Raw genomic sequence first — 22846 nt, forward strand, 5'->3', positions numbered from 1 at the left:
TTATATCGTAAAGATGAAGATTTAATTTATCCCAGCTATGTTTCAATGATTAGTCATGATAAACAAAAGGTAATTTTATCTTTATCGAAAGAACACAGCAAGGAATTAATGGATTGGGTTTTTTCTTTGCAGGAAGCCAATAAAATTGAGGAATTCTCATTAAGTGCTGCTACATTGGAGGATGCCTATTCAAGCATTATAGGAAGTATAGGGCACCAGGAATCGGGGGAAGAACAATATGCTATTAGCTAAAAATGGATTTTTCCATTTGTTACGTTGGCAATTATTACGAATGAAACCAGTATTACCTTTATATTTAATTATTCAAACATTGCTTGCAGTAGGAATTGTTATCGGCTTTTCTTATTTAATTCCCAATATGGATGATACGACTGCTCTTTATTTAACGACTGGAGCACCAACTATAATCTTATTATCAATCGGCCTTGTTTTTCTGCCACAGGGAATTGGTGAAACAAGGGCAGATGGAACGTTTACCTATATGCTTTCTTTACCTTTACCACGACTATACTATGTCTTGGTTGAGGCGACTATTTGGCTCCTTATTTCGTTTCCAGGTATATTTATTGCATTGTTTGTAGCATCTCTTCGATTTGACTTACAGATTGCATATTCATATAAAAGTATTTTTACATTTATTTTAATTGGTTTAACAGCAATAGGCATTGGCTACACCATTGCTTTATGGTTACGTCCAATTGTAGCAGAGTTGATCTCACAGGTACTCATTTTTGGAATACTTTTATTTTCACCAATTAACTTTCCGCCTGATCGTTTACCTAATTGGTTGGCTAAATTACACGAATTTTTACCTATTCAATACATGGCTGAGTCTATCCGTGCTACATTAGCCCCTAGCGATTTTGAAATAAATTGGTTTGGTTTTTTAATTATCGGTGGGTGGTGTGTTCTTAGTTTCGTTATGTGCTATTTTGCAATAACAAAGCGTAATTAAGTTTTTGTATTGTAGTATCTCTTTCTTCATAAGAATATTTCTTATGAAATTAAACTAAATAGATCTTTTTCTTAAAATCAAGGGGAGAAGTTTTTAATGGTGAAAAAGGAACTGAATTATGACAATTAATATGCTTAATCTAAAAAACTTTAATATTATTGATATGAAGGAAAGTGAGGACGACTATCGTTTCTTGGTAGAAACAGCAATCTCACCTCCCTCTTACTGTCTAAAATGTGGTACTGTTGCAAACCTATACAAGCATGGTAAAAAACAACAGCTATTTTTTGACCTACCAATGCACGCAAAACGTGTAGGTATTTTTGTCAAACGTCAACGATATAAGTGTAGGGAATGTAATGAAACTTTTTTTGAAAGCCTTCCTGATATGGATATTAGTCGCTCTGTTACTAATAGACTTATATATTGGATTCAAGAAGAGAGTCTTGAAAAGACCTTTACCAGTGTTGCAGATGATATAGGCGTTGATGAAAAGACTGTACGCAACATCTTTAATGACTATGTCGTTGAACTTGAAGCAGAAACAGAGTTCAGAACTCCTAAATGGCTTGGTCTTGATGAAGTTTATTTGTTAAAGAACTACCGTTTTGTCGTTACAGATGTTGAAAACAGATCAGTAATTGACATTTTACGAAAACGTAACAAATCCGTGGTCATCGACTATCTTTCAAAACTTCAAGACATTGATAAAGTTGAACTTGTAGCAATGGATATGTGGAGACCTTACAGAGATGCAGTTAATATGGTGATCCCACATGCTAAAATCGTTATTGATAAATTCCATGTTGTCAAATTGGCTAATGAAGCCTTAGAGAAGATTCGAAAGGCTAATCGTGAAAATGTGTCTGCCAAAGAACGTAGGCAACTCATGAGAGATCGTTATGTGCTTCTGAAAAGGCGTAAGGACCTTAATGACTTCGATGACCAAATTAAGTTACAAGTATGGACTGATATGTTTCCGTTATTGGGACAAGCATACGAACTTAAAGAGCAATTTTTCGACATATATGAAGCAAAGTCAATAGACGAAGCCTATAAGCTCTATCAAGATTGGCTTGCAAGTGTGCCTGAAGAGTTAGTGAATTACTTTTCATATCTAATTAAAGCAATGAGCAACTGGGAAGAAGAGATATTCAACTATTTTACTTCTCCTATCACAAATGCTTATACAGAGTCTCTTAATCGCTTAATAAAGACAATGAATCATGTTGGTCGAGGTTACTCCTTTGAGGCACTCAGAGCTAAAATTTTGTTCACACAGGGCTATCGTAAAGTCAAAAGAAAAAAGAAATTTAAAGATGTTGAATTTACTTTCGGGAAAATGCTACCTGATCAAATACCAAACTTCTTAAAACAAGAATATGAATGGGTATATGAGGAAGTCTTTGGTGCTGACTTTTCCACACTGATCAAGGCAATGGATGAGGGTTCTTTTTAACCCTCTTTCCACACTATTTTCCGATTACCCTAAATGTTTTACATTAACAGCCCCATTATATTTCCAGTTTTCAGGAAGCTCTAATGCAGCTTGTACATGATTAACTTTTTTATCTCCCTCGTTGGAAAGAGTCATCGTTACTTGCACTTTTTCCCCTTGTGTTATTACAGATGAATCGATTGTCGTTTCAACGTTTAGATTTGATGAAACAAAGCCCACTTCTGTAAGCTGTTCAGCTTTCAATTCTAGTTTATGAAGTAAATCATGCTTTACATCTGGTGCTAGCTTAGCTTTATCCACTTTCTTTATTAATTTTTGTGTTTCTTTTAAAGCCTGTTGTGATTCAGGAAAAATTTCAGTTCGGTTCGGGTATAGCTTGATAATTTTATCCAGATCTTTTTGCAGCTTTTTTAGCTGGTTGCTTAGACCAGGCTGAGAAACAACCTCGGCCCATTCCTTTAAATCATAGGGAATACCTTCAAACAAATTATTTTCCTGTGTCGTTACTGCACTGTCAACTAATTCTAAATGCGTTTGCTTTGGTTCGGCCGGAATGTCTCTTCCCATTCCCTGGCTCTTATGCAGGTATCTCGATTCTTCTCCCAGCTGTGGGTAGGTCATCTCGTAAACGGGATCATAATCACCAATTTCAATGGAAAGAGTGGCTGATTCTTGTGATTCTGCAGGTAAATAAAGTTTTTTCACCTGCCAAGGTTCCAAGCCTTCTTCAAGCTGCTCAGGGAAAACATTTGGATCTGCAGCATCAGTAAAAGCTCTTTCACTTAAAATTGCCATTGTACGGTGATGACCATGCTGACTTTTAACATCTCGGAAAGAGGGCATGACAATATCAGGCTGATATGTTCTTATAAAGCGGATCAGACGCTCATAAGTAAGCTCTTCTCCCCATTTTTCCAAAGTTTCTTCAGGAGATTTAGAAAAGCCAAAATCATAAATAGAATCTGAAGTTGTTTCACTTAGATGGTAGGCTTTAACCCCTGTTACTTTCGCAGCTTCTTTCATTTCATTTGAACGGATAATGCCAAGTGCATTACCAAGCTCACTGCCGATTTCATTCTGACCGCCTTCTCCACGGTTAGCAATCAGGCTTGAGGTTTTTACACCTAATCCTCTTGATAAATATGCTAGAAAATCACTGCGCTCATCATCGGGATGTGCCCCTGTATTTAAAAAACTTACAGTAGTGCTTAGAGGCTTAACTGCATTCCATAATTCCACATCATGTTCGGTTTTTTTCTGAGCAAATCCGGACAAGGATACTGTTGGTAAAATAAGCAGGACTGCCATCAATAAAGTAAAAATCTTTTTCAATTTTGTAACCCCTTTCATTATATTGAGTGTCAAATAACCTGCATAAGGCCTCCTTTCTATAAATTAGCTAAGTTAGTTAGCAAAACTAACTTAGCTAAACGCTATCACAAGCAATTAACGGTGTAAATATTCTAAAAGTTCCATATTTTACTTGATAAAATAATACTAGATAACAGATATTTCTATTGAATTGAGATTTTATTGCTAGATTAAAATGATCCAAAAGGCTTGATACGGAATAAATTTAAGGGTGTCATCATAGAATAGAGGGTAGGCCTGATGGACTATTCTCTGAAAAATTAAAAAATATATTGACATGAAATCGCTTCCATATTATACTGGACATACTTTGGTAGTTAGCTTTACTAACTAAGTTTTTAAGTCAGCAAAAAAGAACGCGCTGTGCAGAAATGGGTTGTGATGGCAAGTGAAAAAATCTACTCCTCAATTAGTTAAAATGATGAACAGAGAATTAATTATCGATGAATTAAGACGTAATCCAAAGCAGTCTCGGGCGGATTTATCTAAAAAGACAAAGCTCAGTAAGCCAACTATTTCAGAAATTGTCAGGGAACTGCTCGATGAAGAGTTAATTCTTGAAACAGGGGTAGGCGAGTCAAGTGGCGGTAAAAAGCCAATCTATCTTAAATACAATTCTCGCTTTAACTTTGTTGTTAGTATTTTAATAGAAAATGATTCTATACATTTTGCATTAGGTGATATGAGTGGAGAAATTCTAACGCTATTTAAGCAGAAATTCATACCACACAGTGATGGAACGGTTATCATAGATTCAATTGAAGAAGGGGTTGAAAGACTTTTAGAGTTAGAGAAAGTCACGATGGATAAGGTGCTGGGCATGGTTGTTGGAGTTTCGGGTATTAAAATGGATTCCGATGACATGATTCGTTCATCACCGACGATTCGATGGGGAAATACGAATTTAAGAAAGGAATTATCTTCACGTCTGAAAGTTGATGTCATTATTGAAAATGACGTGAACTTGATGACAATTGGTGAATTTTATAAAGGACAAGGTCAAAACATCGCTAATTTCGTTTATTTGTTTATTGGTAATGGCATTGGCAGCGGGCTTTTCTTAAATGAAAAGTTTTATAAAGGGTCGCACTCTGCTTCAGGAGAAGTAGGCTTTATGATGATAGGAGATGAAAATAATATTAAGCAGGAGTTGGGTGTATTTGAAACAAATTATGGTTTATTTGGGGTCTCTGAAAGATTAAGAGAGTTAGAAGTTAATCTAGCAACGTGTGAGGCAGATTCTTTACTTCATATACTGCAATATCATCAAAATGATGCAAGGATAAAAGAAATTTTGGAAGAAACGATTGATCATTGGGCCAAAGCAGCGATTAATCTGATTAGTATTATTGATCCCCAGGCTGTCATTTTATCAGGAGAGCTTGTTAATATGAATCAAACTTCATTACATGCTTTTAAACAAAAAATTGAAAGATTTGTCCCGCAAATGCCTGAGATTAAAGTAACTGAATTAGGTTCTAAAGCCGGTATATATGGAGCGTTTCATCTTGGTTTAGCAGAATTTCATGTTGCTGGCTTTAAATATAAAAAATAACAATTCTATTTGGAGGGGTTAAGTTTGAAAAAGAAATTCGTATTAATATTAATGGCTGCCTTTATTTTAGTATTACTTGCGGCATGTGACGGCGATAATTCTTCAGATGGCACTGGGGAAAGCGATTCCGAAGAAGCTTCAGGAAATCTTGTCGTTTATACTGCACGTGATCAAACAGTAGTTGATAAGGTTGTAGAAATGTTTAATGAAGAATATCCGGATATTCAGGTAGATGTTCTGACAATGGGTGCACAGGAAATTATGGAACGTGTACGTGGTGAAAAGTCAAACCCAGGAGGAGACTTCTGGTGGGGAGGCACACAGTCTGCGTTTATGCAGGCAGCTGATGAGGATTTGTTAGAGCCTTTTACACCAAGCTTTGATGACGCAATTGAACCAGAACATAAGGATCCAGAGGGAAGATGGTATGGAGAAATGCTTTTGCCTGAGGTTATCATGATTAACAGTGATGTTTTAGATAAAGAATCTGGGCCTCAGGATTGGGATGATTTGCTAGACGAAGAATGGAAAGATGAGATTATCATTCGCGGCGTATTACCATCTGGAACGATGAGAACAATTTATGCTTCAATGATTTATCGTCAAGATCCGAATGATCCTGAAAAGGGTTATGAGTGGCTGGAAAAGCTTGATGCTAACACGAAGGAATATGCACAGGATCCTACTAATTTATACTTGAAACTTGCTCGTCAAGAAGGAACGCTTTCGCTATGGAACTTGCAGGATATCCTTATTCAGGCACATGCAAATAATCAACCATTCGATTATATTTACCCAGAGAGTGGTGCGCCGATTTTAGTTGATGCAGTAGGTATTATTAAAGACGCGAAGAATAAAGAGAATGCTGAACTGTTCTATGAATTCTTATTTGATTCTGAAACAGTTGTAGAGTTGTCAGAAGAAACATATCAAATCCCGTCACGGAATGATATTGATCCTGATGCAATGCCGGATTGGTACAATGAACTTGAACTAAAAGAACTTGATCTTGATTGGGAAGTCTTATCTGAAAATGAAATGGACTGGATGGATTATTGGGATAATAACATTAAAGATCAAAATTAATTTTAGCCTTAAATGTGTAGGGTGATGTACTCATATGTCACCCTGCTTTTTATCTCAGTGTAGCTGGCAGTAAGATCCCATCTCCTAAAAGTTGCGTTCCAACAGTCAGTAACGGCCCGATTGGTTCGACTAACATTAAGTGAGATGAAAAGATCCTCCCATTTAATGAAGTTTCGCTATAAAAGAAAGGTGAAGTTTATGAAAAGTGTCAGATTAGAACATATCACAAAGAAGTTTGGAAAAGCAAAGGGAGTAGAAGATGTTGATATTCATATCAAATCAGGTGAGTTTTTTACATTTTTGGGACCGAGTGGTTGTGGGAAAACAACAACATTAAGAATTATTGCTGGTTTCTACTTTCCAACAGAAGGTAAAGTCTATTTTGATAATGAGGATATTACAGGTTTAAAGCCGAATAAAAGAAATATAGGCATGGTGTTTCAAAACTATGCACTTTTTCCACATATGACTGTGTTTGAAAATATTGCCTTTGGTTTGCAAGTAAGAAAGCTATCAAGCAGTGAGATTAAAAACAAAGTAGAAAAGGCACAAAAGTTTGTCCATCTAGAAGGATATGGCAACCGGAAAATAACAGAGCTATCAGGTGGGCAGCAGCAGCGTGTAGCTCTTGCAAGAGCATTAGTAATAGAACCAGATATTCTATTGCTTGATGAGCCATTATCCAACCTAGATGCTAAGTTACGGGAAGAAACACGGATTGAAATTAAACGATTACAGGTTGAACTGGGAATTACAACGATTTATGTTACACATGATCAGCATGAGGCAATGTCGATGTCCGATCGGATAATGGTGATGGATAAAGGAGAAATCCAGCAAATTGGTACACCACAGGAGATTTATAATAAACCGGTTAATCATTTTGTTGCTTCATTTATAGGAGAATCTAATATTATAAAAGCCGATGTGAAAAACCTGACAGATACGCATGTCACGGTCGATATTGGTGGCGGTATCATACTAAAAGGATTAAGAGAGAATGGTTCTCCAATGCTTGACTATGCAAATGAAGATAGCGTGCTGCTCTCCATTCGTCCTGAAATGATTAACACTGGAGAGGGAGCAAATACATTAACCGGCATCATTCAATTGAGTGAGTTTACTGGGGTAAGTATTAATTATATTGTGAAAGTTGGAGATCACGAATTAAATGTAATGATTGTTAATGCAAGAACAAAAGTCTTGGAACGAGGTGATACGATTACATTGCATGTTCCTGAAAGCGGGATTTATTTTATGAGTGAAAAGAGGTAATAACATGACGACTAATAGTGAAACTCGTGCACCAAAACAAAGTATGTGGAAAAGAATAACACAATCGAAATACTTTGTTTATGTTTTAATATCACCTTTGGTTTTCGTTTTATTAGCCTACGTCATCTTTCCGATGTACAAAACGTTTTTACAAAGTGTGGTCGATCAGGAAGGTTCCTTGTCTTTAACAAATTACCTTAGATTTTTTACGTCAGAGGCTAACTTAGAATCCCTCTATAATAGTATATTTATTTCAATAGTTAGTGTTATCACTTGTGCAATCGTTGGTGTTGGGATGGCTTTTCTATTAAATAGATATGAATTTCCCGGAAGAAAAATATTATCTATCCTTGTTTTAGTTCCGATGGCATTACCGCCATTAATTGGTGCAATATCTTTTTCCTTTTTATATGGAAGCAGCGGGATTTTTCCGCGGCTCTTTCAATCGATCTTCCAGTTAGATAATGTTCCATTTGCGTTGGAGGGTATTTGGGGAATTATAATTGTGCATACCTTTACGATGTATACATATTTCTATTTGAGTGCATCGGCTGCAATCAGAGGTTTGGATTTATCACTTGAGGAAGCTGCAACTAGTCTAGGTTCCGGCCGATTGAGAATTTGGCGTAAAATTATTTTACCTATGTTAACCCCTGCGATGGTTGCATCATCATTATTAGTATTTATGATTTCTATGGCCTCGTATACAGCACCGCTTATGTTTGGAGTTGAGCGTGTGATGACAATGGCGATTACACTTTCAAGAACAAATGGAAATCTGGACATGGCAGCAACACAATCGACTATTTTGTCGCTTGTTTCCATTGCCTTTTTAATATTAATGACATGGTATCAAAATCGCAGAAATTATCAAAGTCAGAGTAAAGGTGTGGGTGTGCATCGAACGGAAGTAAGTTCACCAGTTGTAAAATACATCGCTGCTATTTTATCTACAATTGGGGTTTTTATTTTGATGCTTCCAATCTTGGTAATTGCCTTAATTTCGTTTGCGGTAGACGGTGAATGGACGACGCAAATTATTCCAACGTCATATACCTTTGAGCATTATATTGAATTATTTACTGATTCAAGAACTTGGGGACCAATTAAGAATAGTATTCAAATGAGTATTGTCGCAGTGATCGGGAATATTATCTTCGGTGTAGCAGCTGCTTACGCGATGGTGCGCTTTGCATTTAAAGGTAAAGTATTTATGGACATATTAATTATGGTTCCTTGGGCTTTGCCAGGGACTGTTGTGGCGGTAAACTTGATATCTGCGTTCAGTGAAGGGAATGTATTTTCCTTTAATCAGGTATTAGTTGGTACATTTTGGATTTTACCACTGGCTTATTTTGTTCGACAGTTACCGCTCGTTTTCCGGAATACACAAGCCAGTTTAATACAGATGGATGATTCTATTGAGGAAGCAGCGCAAAGTCTTGGGGCTACATGGTGGCATTCGTTTAGAAGAGTTGTACTGCCAATTATTATGCCAGGAGTTTTAGCAGGAACGTTGTTAGCCTTTGTACAAGGGTTAACAGAATTCGTTGCTTCTATTTTACTCTACTCACCTGCAACGATGCCTTTATCTGTAGGTATATGGAATAAAATGTACTCCTTCCAATTTGGAACAGCCTGCGCTTATGGAGTATTGCAAACAATTTTGATTATTGTTGTTCTGCTCATAAATGAAAGGCTGAAAGGTGGCACAAATCAATCTGGTGCTTCAATTGGCTAATAACCAAAAGAAAGGATGTAAAAAAAGTGGTATCATTACATAGGCAAAAAATCTTAGAAAAAGAGGGTAACCAGTTTCCAGCGAAAACATATAAAGATTTGGTTCTTGAACCAGCGTATAATCAGGCGAAATTCAACGCCATTCGCCCAATGCTTCAAATTCATTTTGCACATTTGATTATGTTAGTTGAAGAGGGGATAGTTAAGAAGGAAGAAGCAGTAAAAATAGTCAAATCGCTTAATAAAATTGATATAAAAGAAGTCGGGGAACGATTTTATAACGGCTCTTATGAGGATTTATTTTTCGAGGTAGAGGATTTTCTTATTCAAGATGCTGGAGAACTTGCTGGGAATCTCCATATCGCTCGCAGCAGAAATGATATGGGAATCGCAATCTACCGTATGAATATTCGTGAGCGATTATTATATCTGATTGAAGCGGCTTTACATTTGCGGCAAAGTCTAATTGAGTTGACTGAAGAGCATATCGATACAGTGATGATTGGCTATACACATACACAACAGGCTCAACCTACAACACTCGGTCATTATTTTAATGCAATGACTGACATGCTTACAAGAGATATTGAACGGCTGCAGGCTGCTTTTGTAACGGTGAATAAGAGTAGTATGGGAGCAGCAGCGCTCACAACTTCAGGCTTTTCAATTAATCGTGGGACAGTTCAAGAGTTGCTCGGCTTTGAAGGGATAATAGATAATGCTTGGGACGCTGTTTCTGGTGCAGATTATATTGGGGAAACAGCAACTGCTGTCCAATTGGCTGCAATTGATTTAGGCCGTTCCACTCAAGATTTGTTATTATGGGGAACACAGGAATTTGGTGCGTTTAAGCTGTTTAGTCCGTATGTGCAAATCAGTTCCATTATGCCGCAAAAACAGAATCCTGTGTCTATTGAACATACACGTGCAATGTTATCGAGTGTGAAGGGGGATGTGGAAACGGTTTTATCCATGATGCATAATACTCCATTTGGAGATATTGTAGACACGGAAGACGACATGCAGCCATATATGTGGAACGCGCTTGAGAAGCTAACAAATATTTATTATTTATTGTCAGGTGTGTTAATGACAATGAAGGTAAATAAGAAAAAATTGCTGAAGCGGGCGAAGGAAAGTTTTGCCAATGTGACAGAGCTTGCTGATACACTCGTTCGCTCAAATAATTTATCTTTTAGAAAAGCACATGAAATTGTCAGTGCCTCTGTACAGGACTTAGTTGAAAATGACAAGGAGTCCTTGAGATATTTTACATTGGATCATCTAAACAAGCATGCACAGCAGATTATTGGACATAAGTTGAATATGAGATCAGAAGAATTGGCTGATGCATTAGATCCGGAACATTTTATTAAAATCCGTTCACTAGAAGGCGGGCCAAGTAAAGAAAGAATGCAGAAGACTGTTGAAGTAAGGTATGAGCAGCAACGCACAATAAGTGCCTGGCTGGCCGGCAAAAGAAAAGTATTGGAAGCGGCTAATAAAAAAATTGACAGTAAACTTAAAAGTTTGATGCCAGATGACGAGTAAAGAATATTTTTTCCATGCAGGTGATGACTTGAGCAAAACTTTTAAAAAATCCATACGGGAAAATCAACCAGCTGAACAAAAGGAATTGCCCATATTAGCCATTGATGGTGGAGGAACGAAGACAATTGCCGTGATTACAGATAAAGCAGGAAATGTATTAAGTACAGGGAAGTCTGGCACAGCGAACTACCATGTTGCAGGTAAAAAGGGTGCAATTAATACGCTTAAAGAAGTGATCGTAAAAGCAGTGAATAACCTAAAGAAATATCACTATCCAGATCGCTTTGTTGAAATAAGCTTTCATAAATGTGTGTTTGCTCTTGCCGGAATTGATACAAAAAAAGATCAAGTAAATGTAGATGAAATTGTTTCACAGGCGCTTGCACAGAGCGGTATCAAAATAGATAAAGTGATTATAGAAAATGATGCACTATCCGTTTTGCTTGGGGCAACTAATAATCAGCCTGGAGCCATTCTTATTGCGGGTACGGGCTCTATTGTTTTTGCACATGATGGAAAAGAAAATTATGTACGAACAGGAGGTTTTGGACACAGACTCGGAGATGAAGGCAGTGGCTATTGGATAGGGAAACAAGCCATTTCTGCGATTTTAAAAATGCATGATGGTCGAGGACCGAAAACGCTGCTACAGGAGCTAGTGTTGGAGCATTTTAATTTTACAGATCATGAAGCACTCTATAACTGGGTATACAGCCCCGATTTTTCCATTCATCAAGTTGGCGCTCTGGCAAAAATAGTTGAGAAAGCAAATTACGAGGGAGACGGAGCGAGCAGAACTATTTTAGAACAATCAGCTGACGAGCTTTATCAGCTTGTCAGCACTGCTGTGAATCGTGTTGGGATTGTGGATGTTCCATTTAAATTGCTGCTTCTCGGGGGTGTCCTGCAAAATAGTCATTTTGTGAAGGGACAATTATTAGATAGAGTGAAGCAAGCAATGCCAGGCGCTGATTTGCTGTATACGCATAAGAAGCCAATTGAGCTTATTATCCAAAGAGGGCTGAATGGGTGAACGGAATTGAGTGCAGGCTGGCAAAAGGATCGGAAAATGGAATTAAATGTCTTCCCGCGTAGGTTGATACCTCAAAAGGAAGCTGAATTTAGATGAATAACTCCTCATTGAGTATGAGGGGTTATTTTTGTAGATTACAAATATAAAAAAATGCAAACAGTGGGTGAGTAAAATCTTCTGTTTTACTTTTTACCCGGGCAAATTGGAGTTCATCGACGGGAAGAAATTTAACACGCATTCTCAGTTACTGCTTGGAATATCTGGTCGGGCTGCAAAATGGCTGTTGATTGGTTATGTCCCATTACTTTGGTTTTGGCTCTTTATCGAAAACGCAGTATCGTAACCGGTTGTTTTCGCCTTTGATTGTTGTCAGGCTTTGACATATAGTGTTATGATTATAGTGTTAAGGTATTGATTAGATTGAGGAGCGTATAATATATGGCAGGATTTCTGACAAAGATATTTGGCGATGGTAATAAGCGCCAAGTTAAACGAATTGAAAAAAGTACAGACGAAGTAGAAGCTTTAGAACCAGAGATGGAGAAGCTTTCAGATAATGAATTGAAAAATAAAACAGAAGAATTCAAGGAAAGAATTGAAAAAGGCGAGACATTGGACGACCTACTCGTAGAAGCTTATGCCGTAGTGCGTGAAGCATCAAGACGAGTGTTGAACATGCGCCCATTCAGGTCACAAATTATGGGAGCAATTGCCCTTCATGGCGGAAACATTGCCGAGATGAAAACGGGGGAAGGGAAGACTTTAGCTTCCACTATGCCGGCATATTTAAACGCTCTAGCAGGAAATGGTATCCATATTATTACCGTTAACGAATATCTGGCAGAGCGTGACGCAAATGAAATGGGTGAACTGTATAGTTTTCTCGGTCTAACTGTTGGATTAAACTTAAACAGCTACACGAAAGAACAGAAGCGTGAAGCGTACCAATGTGATATTACGTATGGAACAAACAATGAGTTCGGTTTCGACTACTTACGGGACAATATGGTCCTTTATAAGGAACAGATGGTACAACGGCCACTTAACTTTGCTATCATTGATGAGGTCGACTCGATCTTGATTGATGAAGCGAGAACACCGTTAATCATCTCAGGAGCAGCTAAGAAGTCTGCATCGCTTTATACTCAGGCGAACAGTTTTGTAACAACATTAAATAGAGAAACAGACTACACCTATGATGAGAAAACGAAAGGTGTCCAACTTACAGAAGAAGGTATTAACAAAGCGGAACGATTTTTCAATATCGAAAACTTGTTTGACTTGGATAATGTTTCCTTAACCCATCATATTAACCAAGCATTAAAAGCCCATGTGGCTATGCATCGTGATGATGATTATATGGTAGAGGAAGGGCAAGTTGTCATCATTGACCAGTTCACTGGTCGTAAAATGAAAGGTCGTCGCTATAGTGATGGCCTGCATCAAGCGATTGAGGCTAAAGAGGGACTACAAATTCAAAATGAAAGTATGACCTTAGCATCCATCACCTTCCAAAACTACTTCCGGATGTACAACAAGTTATCCGGGATGACAGGTACTGCGAAGACGGAAGAGGAAGAATTCCGTAATATTTATAATATGGATGTCATCGTTATTCCGACGAATAAGCCGATTATCCGGGAAGACCGTCCCGATTTGATTTATAAATCTATGGAAGCGAAGTTCCGCGCAGTCGTTGCAGAGATTAAAGAACGACATCAAGCCGGTCAGCCTGTACTTGTCGGTACGGTAGCTGTTGAAACTTCCGAATTGATTTCAAAAATGCTTAAAAAAGCTGGCGTTCGACATGAAGTGCTTAACGCAAAGAACCACTACCGTGAGGCGGAGATCATTGAAAAAGCCGGAGAAAAAGGTTCTGTAACGATTGCAACGAACATGGCAGGCCGTGGAACAGATATCAAGCTTGGAGAAGGTGTTCCTGAACTTGGCGGGCTTGCGGTAATTGGAACAGAACGTCATGAATCGAGACGGATCGATAACCAGCTTCGAGGACGTTCTGGCCGTCAGGGAGATCCTGGTGTAACACAATTCTATCTCTCCATGGAAGATGAATTGATGCGCCGCTTCGGTTCAGATAACCTCCGGGCTATGATGGACCGATTCGGAATGGATGAAGATCAACCGATTGAAAGCAAAATGGTGAGCCGTGCAGTAGAATCTGCACAGAAACGAGTTGAAGGAAATAACTTTGATGCGCGGAAGACAATTCTCTCCTATGATGACGTTCTGCGTGAACAACGGGAAATTATCTATAAACAGCGCTTTGAAGTGATCGATGCTGAAGACGGCTTAACTGAAATTATCATGAATATGATACGTTCCTCGGTAGATCGGGTAATTGATTCCCATACACAAGATGAAGATGAGGATCAATGGAACATCAATGCGATTATGGAACATATTCACGCGAATTTATTAAGTCCCGAAGCGATTAAGAAAGAAGATTTAATGGGTAAAGAACCGGAAGAAATGAAAGAACTCATCATGGAGAAAGTACAACAATCCTATGATGAGAAGCGGGAAGAGTTAGAACCGGATCAGTTCCACGAGTTCGAGAAGGTTATTGTACTTCGCGCGGTCGATTCGAAATGGATGGATCATATCGACCAAATGGATCAGCTCCGTCAAGGGATTCACCTGCGTGCATACGGACAGACAGAACCGCTCCGTGAATACCAGATGGAAGGATTCCAGATGTTTGAGCAAATGGTTCAATCCATTGAAGATGAAGTTGCAAGATTCATCATGAAAGCACAAATTCGTGAGAACCTACAACGGGAAGAAGTCGTGAAAAATACGACAGCAGCTCACGGGGGTCAAGACGGCAAGAAAAAGGTACGTAAACCTGTTATAAAAGAAAACCGAGTCGGCCGAAATGACCCATGCCCATGTGGCAGCGGCAAGAAGTATAAAAACTGTCACGGTAAAAACTAAAGAACTTTAACGAGGTAGGAGACATGACGATTCCGACCTCGTTCTTTTCCTTAGAATAAGAAATTATAAAATAAAAATGCTGTGGTAACATAGGTATCCAGGGCTAGCCACGTCCGGCTCCAACGCCCAGCAACTATCAAACTTCACACTCCTCTAATCGATAAGTCAACATCAACAACTCAAAACTAAAGGAGGGCCGCCTAAGTACGGGCTAAAGCCCAACAGCGGCATACCCCTAAAAGGGGCATGTTTCCTTTATCTCATTCCGTAAAGGGGAAGTTCGATTAAGTTCGCTCACGTATGGGGCAACATCGAACTACCTCCCGTCCTGGGAGGCACAGTTTGTACGTTGCTACGACGCACAGGATGTGCTAGTACAGGCGTTGCGACAGGACGTCGCGTTTTTAGCCTGTAAGGGCGCTAGAGCCTTTGTTCTTTAAACTAAACTTTTTATGAGGTGATGTGTCATGGATTTAGCGGAAATCAGAAATGAATTGGATAAAATAACTTCACGAGTTGAAGCTTTCAGGGGGTCTCTTTGACTTAGATGACAAGCGTGCTCGTATAAGTGAATTAGAACAACAAATGGCAGACCCGGCATTCTGGGACGACCAAAAGGCCGCACAAAAAGTCATTGACGAAACGAATGGCTTGAAATACCAAGTTGAATCATTTGAAAAAATGGAAGCAACACTGGAAGATCTTGAAGTTTCCTACGAACTGGTTAAAGAAGAAGCAGATGAGGAATTATTCCAAGATTTAAATGAACAATTGGAAACATATATGGAAAAGATAAACGATTTTGAACTGGAAATGCTTCTTAGTGAACCTTATGATGCGAAGAATGCGATTCTTGAACTGCATCCGGGTGCAGGGGGAACCGAATCCCAAGACTGGGCAAGCTTGTTATTAAGACTATACCAGCGCTGGGCAGAAAAGAAAGGTTTTACGGTTGAAACACTTGATTACTTACCGGGTGATGAAGCTGGAGTGAAAAGCGTAACCTTGCTCATCAAAGGGCATAATGCCTATGGTTATTTGAAAACAGAAAAAGGTGTCCATCGTCTCGTGCGTATCTCACCTTTCGACTCGTCAGGTCGACGTCATACATCCTTTGTTTCCTGTGATGTCACACCGGAAATGGATGATGATGTTGAGATTGAAGTGCGAGATGAAGACATCAAAGTTGATACGTACCGGGCAAGTGGTGCGGGTGGTCAGCACGTAAACAAAACTGACTCAGCCGTCCGTCTTACCCATTTACCGACAAATATTGTCGTCACTTGTCAAAACCAACGTTCCCAGATTAAAAACCGGGAATCTGCAATGAAAATGTTAAAATCCAAACTATACCAGCTCGAAGTGGAGAAACAGGAGCAGGAACTTAGAGCCCTTCGCGGGGAACAAAAGGAAATAGGTTGGGGCAGTCAAATCCGTTCATATGTTTTCCACCCATATTCGATGGTAAAAGACCACCGGACAAATGTAGAAATTGGAAATACACAGGCAGTAATGGACGGGGAAATCGATTTATTTATTGATGCTTATTTACGTTCCCAGATCAAGTAACCGGAAAAATAAAAAAAGAAGAAAGTGCCCGTGTTTTTGGTTAAATAAGGAAAATGTTGGTTTTTGTTCACAGACTTCAGATTAAAAAGGGTTTTAAAAATTTGTCAATAGGATATAATACTATTGATAAACTTATTACACAATATGAATGGGGGATTTATGTATGAAGAAGTGGTTATTAGCAGTATTATTTGGAGCAGTATTAGTTCTTGGTGCTTGTGGTGGCGGAAATAACGCTGATAATGAAGAGCCAGCAGACAATGGCGACACAAATACAGAAGAACCGGCTGAGAATGACAATGCTGTAGATACTGCTGCTGGTGAGGAAATTTACCAGGCTAACTGTGCAATGTGTCATGGAGCAGATTTATCCGGCGGGGCAGGTCCTGCTTTAACAGACGTAGGAAGTAGATACTCCAGCGACGAAATTAAAGACATTGTTGAAAATGGGACAGGCTCTATGCCAGCACAAGATGTGTCTGGAGATGACCTTGACGCATTAGTGAATTGGTTGGAAGAACAGTAATAACAAACAAACGAAAAAGTTCGGCTCACATCTCGTGAGTCGGACTTTTATTTTTGTCTATATTTATCTCGTATTAACGGTCTGTAATACCCCCACCTCTAAACATGAGGGAAAACCAAGATGTGAAGGTGGGGATATAACAGTCCGTAAATCCCTGATTCTGTTCAACTAACATTCAGTGGGGAGGTAAGGAAACCCCACTGAATGAAGTTTCACTTTATTACACCTCTGTAATATCACATCGACTCATTGTCACGCGTTCTTTTCGACAAAATATCCTACTTTACCAGGAACATTACATGAAATGGCATGCTTGAAACATAAATGTAATAATTTTATGTCTAAAAAATGCACTTATTGATGTTATAATAGCTAAGGAATCTATAAAGGTTAACTACTAACAAAAATAATTTGAAATAAATAAAAGGTGATACATAAATGATTTTGATGGAAGATGTGTATAAAACATATCCGAATGGAGTCGCTGCTCTAAACGGAATTAATGTTGATATCAAACAAGGTGAATTTGTATATATTGTAGGACATAGTGGAGCTGGAAAATCTACTTTTATTAAGCTTATTTATCGGGAAGAGAAACCGACTAAAGGAAATATCATTATAAATGAAGTTGATTTAAGTAAATTGAAAGAAAGAAAAGTCCCTTACTTAAGAAGGGAAATAGGTGTTGTTTTCCAAGACTTTAAGCTTTTACCGAGATTAACAGTCTATGAAAATGTTGCCTATGCACTTGAAGTTATTGAAGAAACACCAAAAGGAATCCGGACAAGAGTTATGGAAGTATTAGAAGAAGTTGGTTTGAAGAATAAAGCACGGTTTCTCCCCGCAGAGCTTTCCGGTGGGGAGCAGCAGCGTGTTTCGATTGCGCGTGCCATTGTAAATCGCCCGCGTATTGTTATTGCAGATGAACCGACAGGAAACCTGGATCCAGAAACATCCTGGGGAATTATGAAGACATTTGAAGAAATTAATGATAAAGGAACTACTTTAATTATGGCTACCCACAGTAAGGAAATTGTAAACACATTTAAAAAGCGAGTAATCGCGATTGAAGACGGTGTAATTGTAAGAGATGAACAACGAGGTGAATACGGCTATGAAGTTTAGAACATTTTTACGCCACCTGAGAGAGGGAACGAAGAACATTTTCCGGAATGGTTGGATGACCGTTGCTTCCATCGGAGCCGTAACGACAACGTTGATTCTCGTCGGTGTATTCCTCGCGATCGTCCTCAACCTTAATGAATTTGCGAAAAATATCGAATCAGATGTTGAAATTAAAGTGCTTGTTGATTTAACAACAGAAGATGATGACGTCATTGCCTTAGGAGACCAACTCAGACAGCTGGATGGCGTTGAAAATGTCTACTTCTCTTCTAATGACGAAGAACTAGAAAGTTTGACTAATAGCTTAGGAGAGGAAGGAAGGGCCTGGGAATTATTTGAACAAGATAATCCGTTAAATCACGCCTACGTTGTCAAAGCGGAAACCCCGCAGGAGACAGAAGGAATTGCCGAAGAAATAAAAGAACTTGACCATGTCTATGATGTAACATTTGGTCAGGATATTGTAGATAAATTGTTTGAGTTTAACAATTACGCACGAATCGTCGGGCTTGTGTTGATTGCTGCATTAGTACTCACCGCAGTATTTCTCATTTCCAACACTATAAAAATCACCATCATTGCAAGAAGTACTGAAATTTCCATTCAAAAGCTTGTTGGTGCTACTAATGGATTTATTCGTTGGCCATTTTTTGTGGAAGGATTATTGCTTGGTTTACTAGGTTCTATTATTCCGATTGCAGTTGTATTATTCGGTTACCATTACATAGCCGAAAATCTCGCAAGTCAAATTAATATTAGTTTCGTAGAGATATTGGAATTTAATCCATTTGCTTGGTATTTATCACTTGGCATCCTGCTCATTGGTGCAACGATCGGTGTTTGGGGAAGTGTAATGAGTGTACGTAAATTCTTGAAAGTTTAAGAGATAGTGAGATGACCAGAAGCTATTATTATGAAGGGAGAATATGAATTGAAGAAATCGATCCTATCCAGCATAACAGCAGTAGCTTTACTATCAACTGCAGTTACAGCAGGAACTCCAGTTTCTGCAGAGTCAATCGATGACTTGAAAGAACAGATCAACGAACATGAACAAGAGAAATCTAAAATATCCGAGGAAAAAAATAGCCTGAATAAAGACAAACAGGATACCGAAACGAAAATCAATGAAAATTTAAGCGAACAAGAATCAGTTGAAAATGAGATTTTGGATATAGAAGATGAACTTGCGACAACACAGAATAATATTGCCGCGAAAGAGAACGAGATAAAGGCGACAAACGATGAAATCGACGACTTAACCGAGAGGATAGGAACTCTTACGAAAGAGATTGAGGTTTTGGAAGACAAGATTGAAAAGCGCGATGCATTATTAAAAGATCGCCTTCGCTCTATTCAACAGAACGGTGGTCAAATTAAATTAATCCAAGTCATTTTTGGTTCTAAAAGCTTTGTAGATTTTATTAGCCGTACATCAGCGGTAAATACAATCATGGACCAGGATAAACAAATTATGGAAGAACAAGCTGCTGATAAACAGTTGCTTGCAGAACATAAACAAGAAGTGGAAGAGAAAAAAGATACTGTCGTAGCGAAAAAAGAAGAGTTAGAGCTTCAAAAGACAGAGCTTCTTGCTTTAAAAGACCAACTGGACAATCAAAAGAAAGAAAGAAAAACGTTAATGGCTAAGCTTGAAAAAGAACAAGAAAACTTGGAAGAAATTAAGCTAACGATTGAAGAAGAACATGCGATACTTGCTGCCGAGGAGAAAGCTCAAGCTCAAGCAATCGCCCTTGCAGAACAAAAGGTCGGAGAATTGGAGCAGTTAGCAAAAGAAGAGGCGGAAAGAAAACGTCAAGAAGCTGAGCGCCGTAAAGCAGAACAAGAAAGACAAGCAAGACAAGAGCGTGAATCACATAATAACAACACTAATAATGACAACAGCAATAAAGTCGCATCTGCACCGGAAACAAAAGTTGATTCCGGAAATACTGGAGGGGGATACTTTATTTACCCAGCAAATGGTCGCCTTACTTCAGGATTCGGTATGAGAAACCATCCAATCTTTAATGTTTCTCGTTTGCATGCAGGAGTTGACTTTGGTGTAGGTACTGGAACGCCATTGGTTGCTCCGGCGGACGGAGTAGTAAGTACAGCCGGTACGATGGGTGGCTTTGGAAATGTCATCATGATTTCCCACTACATAGATGGTAAAAGCTATACAACGGTCATGGCGCACTTAAGCAGAATAGATGTCTCATCTGGACAAGCTGTTACTCAAGGTCAAGTAATTGGAGCGACAGGTAATACAGGTAATTCTACTGGTCCTCACCTCCATTTCGAAGTTCACCCTGGCGGATACGGTAATCCAGTAGACCCAATGCCATTTTTAAGATAATATAAAGAAGAAAAAGGTATCGTGATCGTTACGATACCTTTTTCATACTGATTAAAGTAATAATCATTACGTAACTTTCAAACCTAATAAATCATCGCTTTCATTCAGCGTAAGTGTTTTGCTCGTTCATTTAGTTTAGAACTCTAATCGCCGTTCAGTTGCCCGGTGGACGGATGCTTTCTGCGGGCACAGCCGAAGCCTCGACGCACAGGACGTGCTAATGCAGACGTTGCCACAGGACGTGGCGTTCTTAGTCTGCCTCGGGCTGAGCACTAAGGGGTCTCCGGACTCGTGCTATTCCCGCAGGAGTCACCGTCCACCGGGCAACTGAACTGTAGAGAGGATTATTATTAATGGAAAATATCCCACCATGATAGGTGTCCTCTTACTAAAATGAAAAATAGTGTACCAAGTTAGGCTTTCCCTCGGAGCAGTCCAGACACCTCGAGACTCCTGCGGGAGGATAGGCCTGGCGAGACCCCACAGGGCGTTAGCCCGAGGAGGCTTGCCGGCCGCCCGCGGAAAGCGAGAGGTGTCTGGACTGCGGACCTCCAGAAGTAAGTTGCACACACTTACGCTGAATGAAAGCAATTTACAGTTCATGTTAGAACATCCTGTATACAAAGATGAGAAAGTTGGGTCATTATATTTCGCGATGGTCTTGTAAAAGAATTTCATCAATGCGAAGTCTTGTGCATAGTCATGAAAGAGATAAAATGGTATGCTTTTCTATAACGGACGGAAGAAATTTGAGGTGGAATGATGAAATTAAACAGATTACAAATAGTTCTTTTATTAGCCGCTGCGCTATTGCTCGGTTTTCTTGGTGCTTATGCAGGCATTTCAATAGCCGGCGATAAAGATAGTGGACAGCAAACTGCAAGCCGAGAAAAGCTGGAAGAAAAACTAAACGGTGATAAGTCAGAATCACTCACCGGCGATTTACAAAAGGTTGAACAAGCATATGCCCTCATTCAAGAAAATTATGTTGAAGAAGTTGACGGTAATGAATTGGTTGAAGGTGCAATTGAGGGAATGCTTGCCACGTTGGAAGATCCTCATTCATCCTATTTGAACCTTGAATCAATGGATGAATTTAATCAGCAGATAGAATCTTCATTTGAGGGAATCGGAGCAGAAGTTAGTATGGTGAATGGCGTTGTAACGATTGTTTCCCCGATTAAGGATTCACCTGCAGAGAAAGCTGGTTTACGGCCGAATGATCAAGTTCTTACTGTTGATGGGGAAGACCTCGATGGACTGAATTTAAATGAAGCTGTCGCTAAAATTCGTGGAGAAAAAGGAACAGAAGTAACATTAGAGATTATTCGTGCAGCAGGTGATCCTTTTGAAGTGGTCATTGTCCGGGATACCATTCCGATAGAAACGGTCTATAGTGAAACAGAAACAATAGATGGAAAAACAACAGGAATTATTGAAATTACTAATTTCTCCGAGAATACGGCAACTGAATTTATAGAACATCTAAGCGATTTGGAAGATAATGGTTTGGATGGTTTAGTTATCGATGTTCGTGGGAATCCAGGTGGATTATTAAATGTAGTTGAAGATATGTTAGCATTATTTGTACCTGAAGATCTTCCTTTCATTCAAATAGAAGATGCGGATGGAAATATCGAAGCAATTCATTCTGACTTGAAGGAAACAAAGGATTATCCAATTAGTGTGTTGATTGATGAGGGTAGTGCATCTGCCTCTGAAATTCTTGCGGTTGCATTACAAGAACTTGATTATGATATTGTCGGTCAGACAAGTTACGGAAAGGGTACAGTTCAGACAGCAGTTCCGCTAGGTGATGGCAGTTCGATTAAATTAACGACATTCAAATGGTTATCTCCTAATGGAGAGTGGATTAATGAGGTAGGGGTAGAGCCGAATATCCCCGTAGATCAGCCGGATTATTATTACGCTAATCCGATTTCGATTGAGGAGCCGTTTGGGTTGGATGACACGGATCCTGGCATCGCGAATATACAGCTCATGCTGGATGGAATCGGCTATGATCCTGGACGAATGGATGGCTACTTTAATGAACAGACGGAAGAAGCTGTAAAACAATTCCAGAAAGATAATGATCTCTCAGCAACAGGAGAAGTCGATGAAGAAACAGCTGGATTAATAGATACGAGAGTGATCGAGCGTATCCGTTCCGGTGAAGATGATGTTCAATTAGAAAAGGCATTGGAAGAACTATATAAGTAAGACAGGAGAGGCTGGGGGGACCCAGCCTTTTTTTGCAGAAAGA

Annotated in this window: 17 protein-coding genes; 16 read left to right on the forward strand and 1 reads right to left on the reverse strand. The window is 39.1% G+C overall.

Features of this window, described 5'->3' with window-relative positions:
* From SPD53_RS15840 to SPD53_RS15850, 3 genes are all read left to right on the forward strand, one after another.
* Positions 1 to 252, forward strand: a 252-nt coding sequence (locus SPD53_RS15840) for a hypothetical protein (protein ID WP_336253141.1), incomplete at its 5' end; no start/stop codon positions are given.
* A complete protein-coding gene (locus SPD53_RS15845) occupies positions 239 to 976 on the forward strand; it encodes an ABC transporter permease (RefSeq protein ID WP_336253142.1) in 738 nt (245 codons plus the stop codon). The genes SPD53_RS15840 and SPD53_RS15845, both read left to right, overlap by 14 nt.
* A gap of 118 nt (positions 977 to 1094) precedes the next feature.
* Positions 1095 to 2435: an ISL3 family transposase gene (locus tag SPD53_RS15850; RefSeq protein ID WP_336253143.1), complete on the forward strand. Its 1341-nt coding sequence runs from the start codon at positions 1095 to 1097 to the stop codon at positions 2433 to 2435.
* A 24-nt stretch (positions 2436 to 2459) separates the two neighbouring features.
* Here the strand turns inward: SPD53_RS15850 and SPD53_RS15855 are convergent, their stop codons facing one another.
* On the reverse strand, positions 2460 to 3767 hold the full coding sequence (locus tag SPD53_RS15855) for a PIG-L family deacetylase (RefSeq protein WP_336253144.1): 1308 nt from the start codon (positions 3765 to 3767) through the stop codon (positions 2460 to 2462).
* A 427-nt stretch (positions 3768 to 4194) separates the two neighbouring features.
* On the opposite strand from SPD53_RS15855, the gene SPD53_RS15860 reads away from it, so the two are divergent.
* The 13 genes from SPD53_RS15860 to SPD53_RS15920 all read left to right on the forward strand — a co-directional run bounded on the left by SPD53_RS15860 (position 4195) and on the right by SPD53_RS15920 (position 22803).
* Positions 4195 to 5361, forward strand: coding sequence for an ROK family transcriptional regulator (locus tag SPD53_RS15860; RefSeq protein ID WP_336253145.1), 1167 nt, complete (start codon positions 4195 to 4197; stop codon positions 5359 to 5361).
* Between the two features lie 24 nt (positions 5362 to 5385).
* The gene (locus SPD53_RS15865; protein ID WP_442946218.1) at positions 5386 to 6447 is read left to right on the forward strand and encodes an extracellular solute-binding protein; all 1062 of its coding nucleotides are present in this window, start codon (positions 5386 to 5388) and stop codon (positions 6445 to 6447) included.
* Positions 6448 to 6645: 198 nt separating this feature from the next.
* The gene (locus tag SPD53_RS15870; protein WP_156855603.1) at positions 6646 to 7722 is read left to right on the forward strand and encodes an ABC transporter ATP-binding protein; all 1077 of its coding nucleotides are present in this window, start codon (positions 6646 to 6648) and stop codon (positions 7720 to 7722) included.
* A 4-nt stretch (positions 7723 to 7726) separates the two neighbouring features.
* A complete protein-coding gene (locus SPD53_RS15875) occupies positions 7727 to 9463 on the forward strand; it encodes an ABC transporter permease (protein ID WP_336253146.1) in 1737 nt (578 codons plus the stop codon).
* Between the two features lie 26 nt (positions 9464 to 9489).
* Positions 9490 to 11013, forward strand: coding sequence for an argininosuccinate lyase (argH, locus tag SPD53_RS15880; protein WP_156855601.1), 1524 nt, complete (start codon positions 9490 to 9492; stop codon positions 11011 to 11013).
* On the forward strand, positions 11003 to 12046 hold the full coding sequence (locus tag SPD53_RS15885; protein WP_336253147.1) for a BadF/BadG/BcrA/BcrD ATPase family protein: 1044 nt from the start codon (positions 11003 to 11005) through the stop codon (positions 12044 to 12046). The genes argH and SPD53_RS15885 overlap by 11 nt, the downstream gene beginning before the upstream one ends.
* A gap of 438 nt (positions 12047 to 12484) precedes the next feature.
* Positions 12485 to 15001: a preprotein translocase subunit SecA gene (secA, locus tag SPD53_RS15890; RefSeq protein WP_156855600.1), complete on the forward strand. Its 2517-nt coding sequence runs from the start codon at positions 12485 to 12487 to the stop codon at positions 14999 to 15001.
* A 467-nt stretch (positions 15002 to 15468) separates the two neighbouring features.
* Positions 15469 to 16570, forward strand: a protein-coding gene (gene prfB / locus SPD53_RS15895) for a peptide chain release factor 2 (RefSeq protein ID WP_156855599.1) whose coding sequence is annotated in 2 segments (ribosomal slippage) — positions 15469 to 15540 and positions 15542 to 16570 — 1101 coding nt in all. Because the reading frame shifts where the segments join, the coding sequence is not laid out codon by codon here.
* A 163-nt stretch (positions 16571 to 16733) separates the two neighbouring features.
* The gene (gene cccB, locus SPD53_RS15900) at positions 16734 to 17096 is read left to right on the forward strand and encodes a cytochrome c551 (RefSeq protein ID WP_156855598.1); all 363 of its coding nucleotides are present in this window, start codon (positions 16734 to 16736) and stop codon (positions 17094 to 17096) included.
* Between the two features lie 438 nt (positions 17097 to 17534).
* A complete protein-coding gene (gene ftsE, locus SPD53_RS15905; protein WP_156855597.1) occupies positions 17535 to 18221 on the forward strand; it encodes a cell division ATP-binding protein FtsE in 687 nt (228 codons plus the stop codon).
* Positions 18211 to 19104, forward strand: a complete 894-nt coding sequence (gene ftsX, locus SPD53_RS15910) for a permease-like cell division protein FtsX (RefSeq protein WP_156855596.1) — start codon at positions 18211 to 18213, stop codon at positions 19102 to 19104. The genes ftsE and ftsX overlap by 11 nt, the downstream gene beginning before the upstream one ends.
* Before the next feature lie 48 nt (positions 19105 to 19152).
* Positions 19153 to 20580 carry a murein hydrolase activator EnvC family protein gene (locus tag SPD53_RS15915; protein ID WP_336253148.1) on the forward strand — a complete coding sequence of 476 codons (1428 nt, stop codon included), beginning with the start codon at positions 19153 to 19155 and terminating at the stop codon, positions 20578 to 20580.
* Positions 20581 to 21342: 762 nt separating this feature from the next.
* Positions 21343 to 22803, forward strand: a complete 1461-nt coding sequence (locus SPD53_RS15920; RefSeq protein WP_336253149.1) for a S41 family peptidase — start codon at positions 21343 to 21345, stop codon at positions 22801 to 22803.
* Positions 22804 to 22846: the final 43 nt, after the last annotated feature.

The organism is Oceanobacillus sp. MO10714A, from assembly GCF_037072045.1.
Classification (GTDB): Bacteria; Bacillota; Bacilli; order Bacillales; family Amphibacillaceae; genus Oceanobacillus; species Oceanobacillus indicireducens.

What these genes read in the sequence shown, in the direction of transcription:
- SPD53_RS15850 (WP_336253143.1), top strand. Translation starts at nt 1,095, where the DNA reads ATGACAATTAATATGCTTAATCTAAAAAACTTTAATATTATTGATATG.
- secA (WP_156855600.1), top strand. Translation starts at nt 12,485, where the DNA reads ATGGCAGGATTTCTGACAAAGATATTTGGCGATGGTAATAAGCGCCAA.
- ftsE (WP_156855597.1), top strand. Translation starts at nt 17,535, where the DNA reads ATGATTTTGATGGAAGATGTGTATAAAACATATCCGAATGGAGTCGCT.
- SPD53_RS15920 (WP_336253149.1), top strand. Translation starts at nt 21,343, where the DNA reads ATGAAATTAAACAGATTACAAATAGTTCTTTTATTAGCCGCTGCGCTA.
- cccB (WP_156855598.1), top strand. Translation starts at nt 16,734, where the DNA reads ATGAAGAAGTGGTTATTAGCAGTATTATTTGGAGCAGTATTAGTTCTT.
- SPD53_RS15885 (WP_336253147.1), top strand. Translation starts at nt 11,003, where the DNA reads ATGACGAGTAAAGAATATTTTTTCCATGCAGGTGATGACTTGAGCAAA.
- SPD53_RS15875 (WP_336253146.1), top strand. Translation starts at nt 7,727, where the DNA reads ATGACGACTAATAGTGAAACTCGTGCACCAAAACAAAGTATGTGGAAA.
- SPD53_RS15870 (WP_156855603.1), top strand. Translation starts at nt 6,646, where the DNA reads ATGAAAAGTGTCAGATTAGAACATATCACAAAGAAGTTTGGAAAAGCA.
- ftsX (WP_156855596.1), top strand. Translation starts at nt 18,211, where the DNA reads ATGAAGTTTAGAACATTTTTACGCCACCTGAGAGAGGGAACGAAGAAC.
- SPD53_RS15845 (WP_336253142.1), top strand. Translation starts at nt 239, where the DNA reads ATGCTATTAGCTAAAAATGGATTTTTCCATTTGTTACGTTGGCAATTA.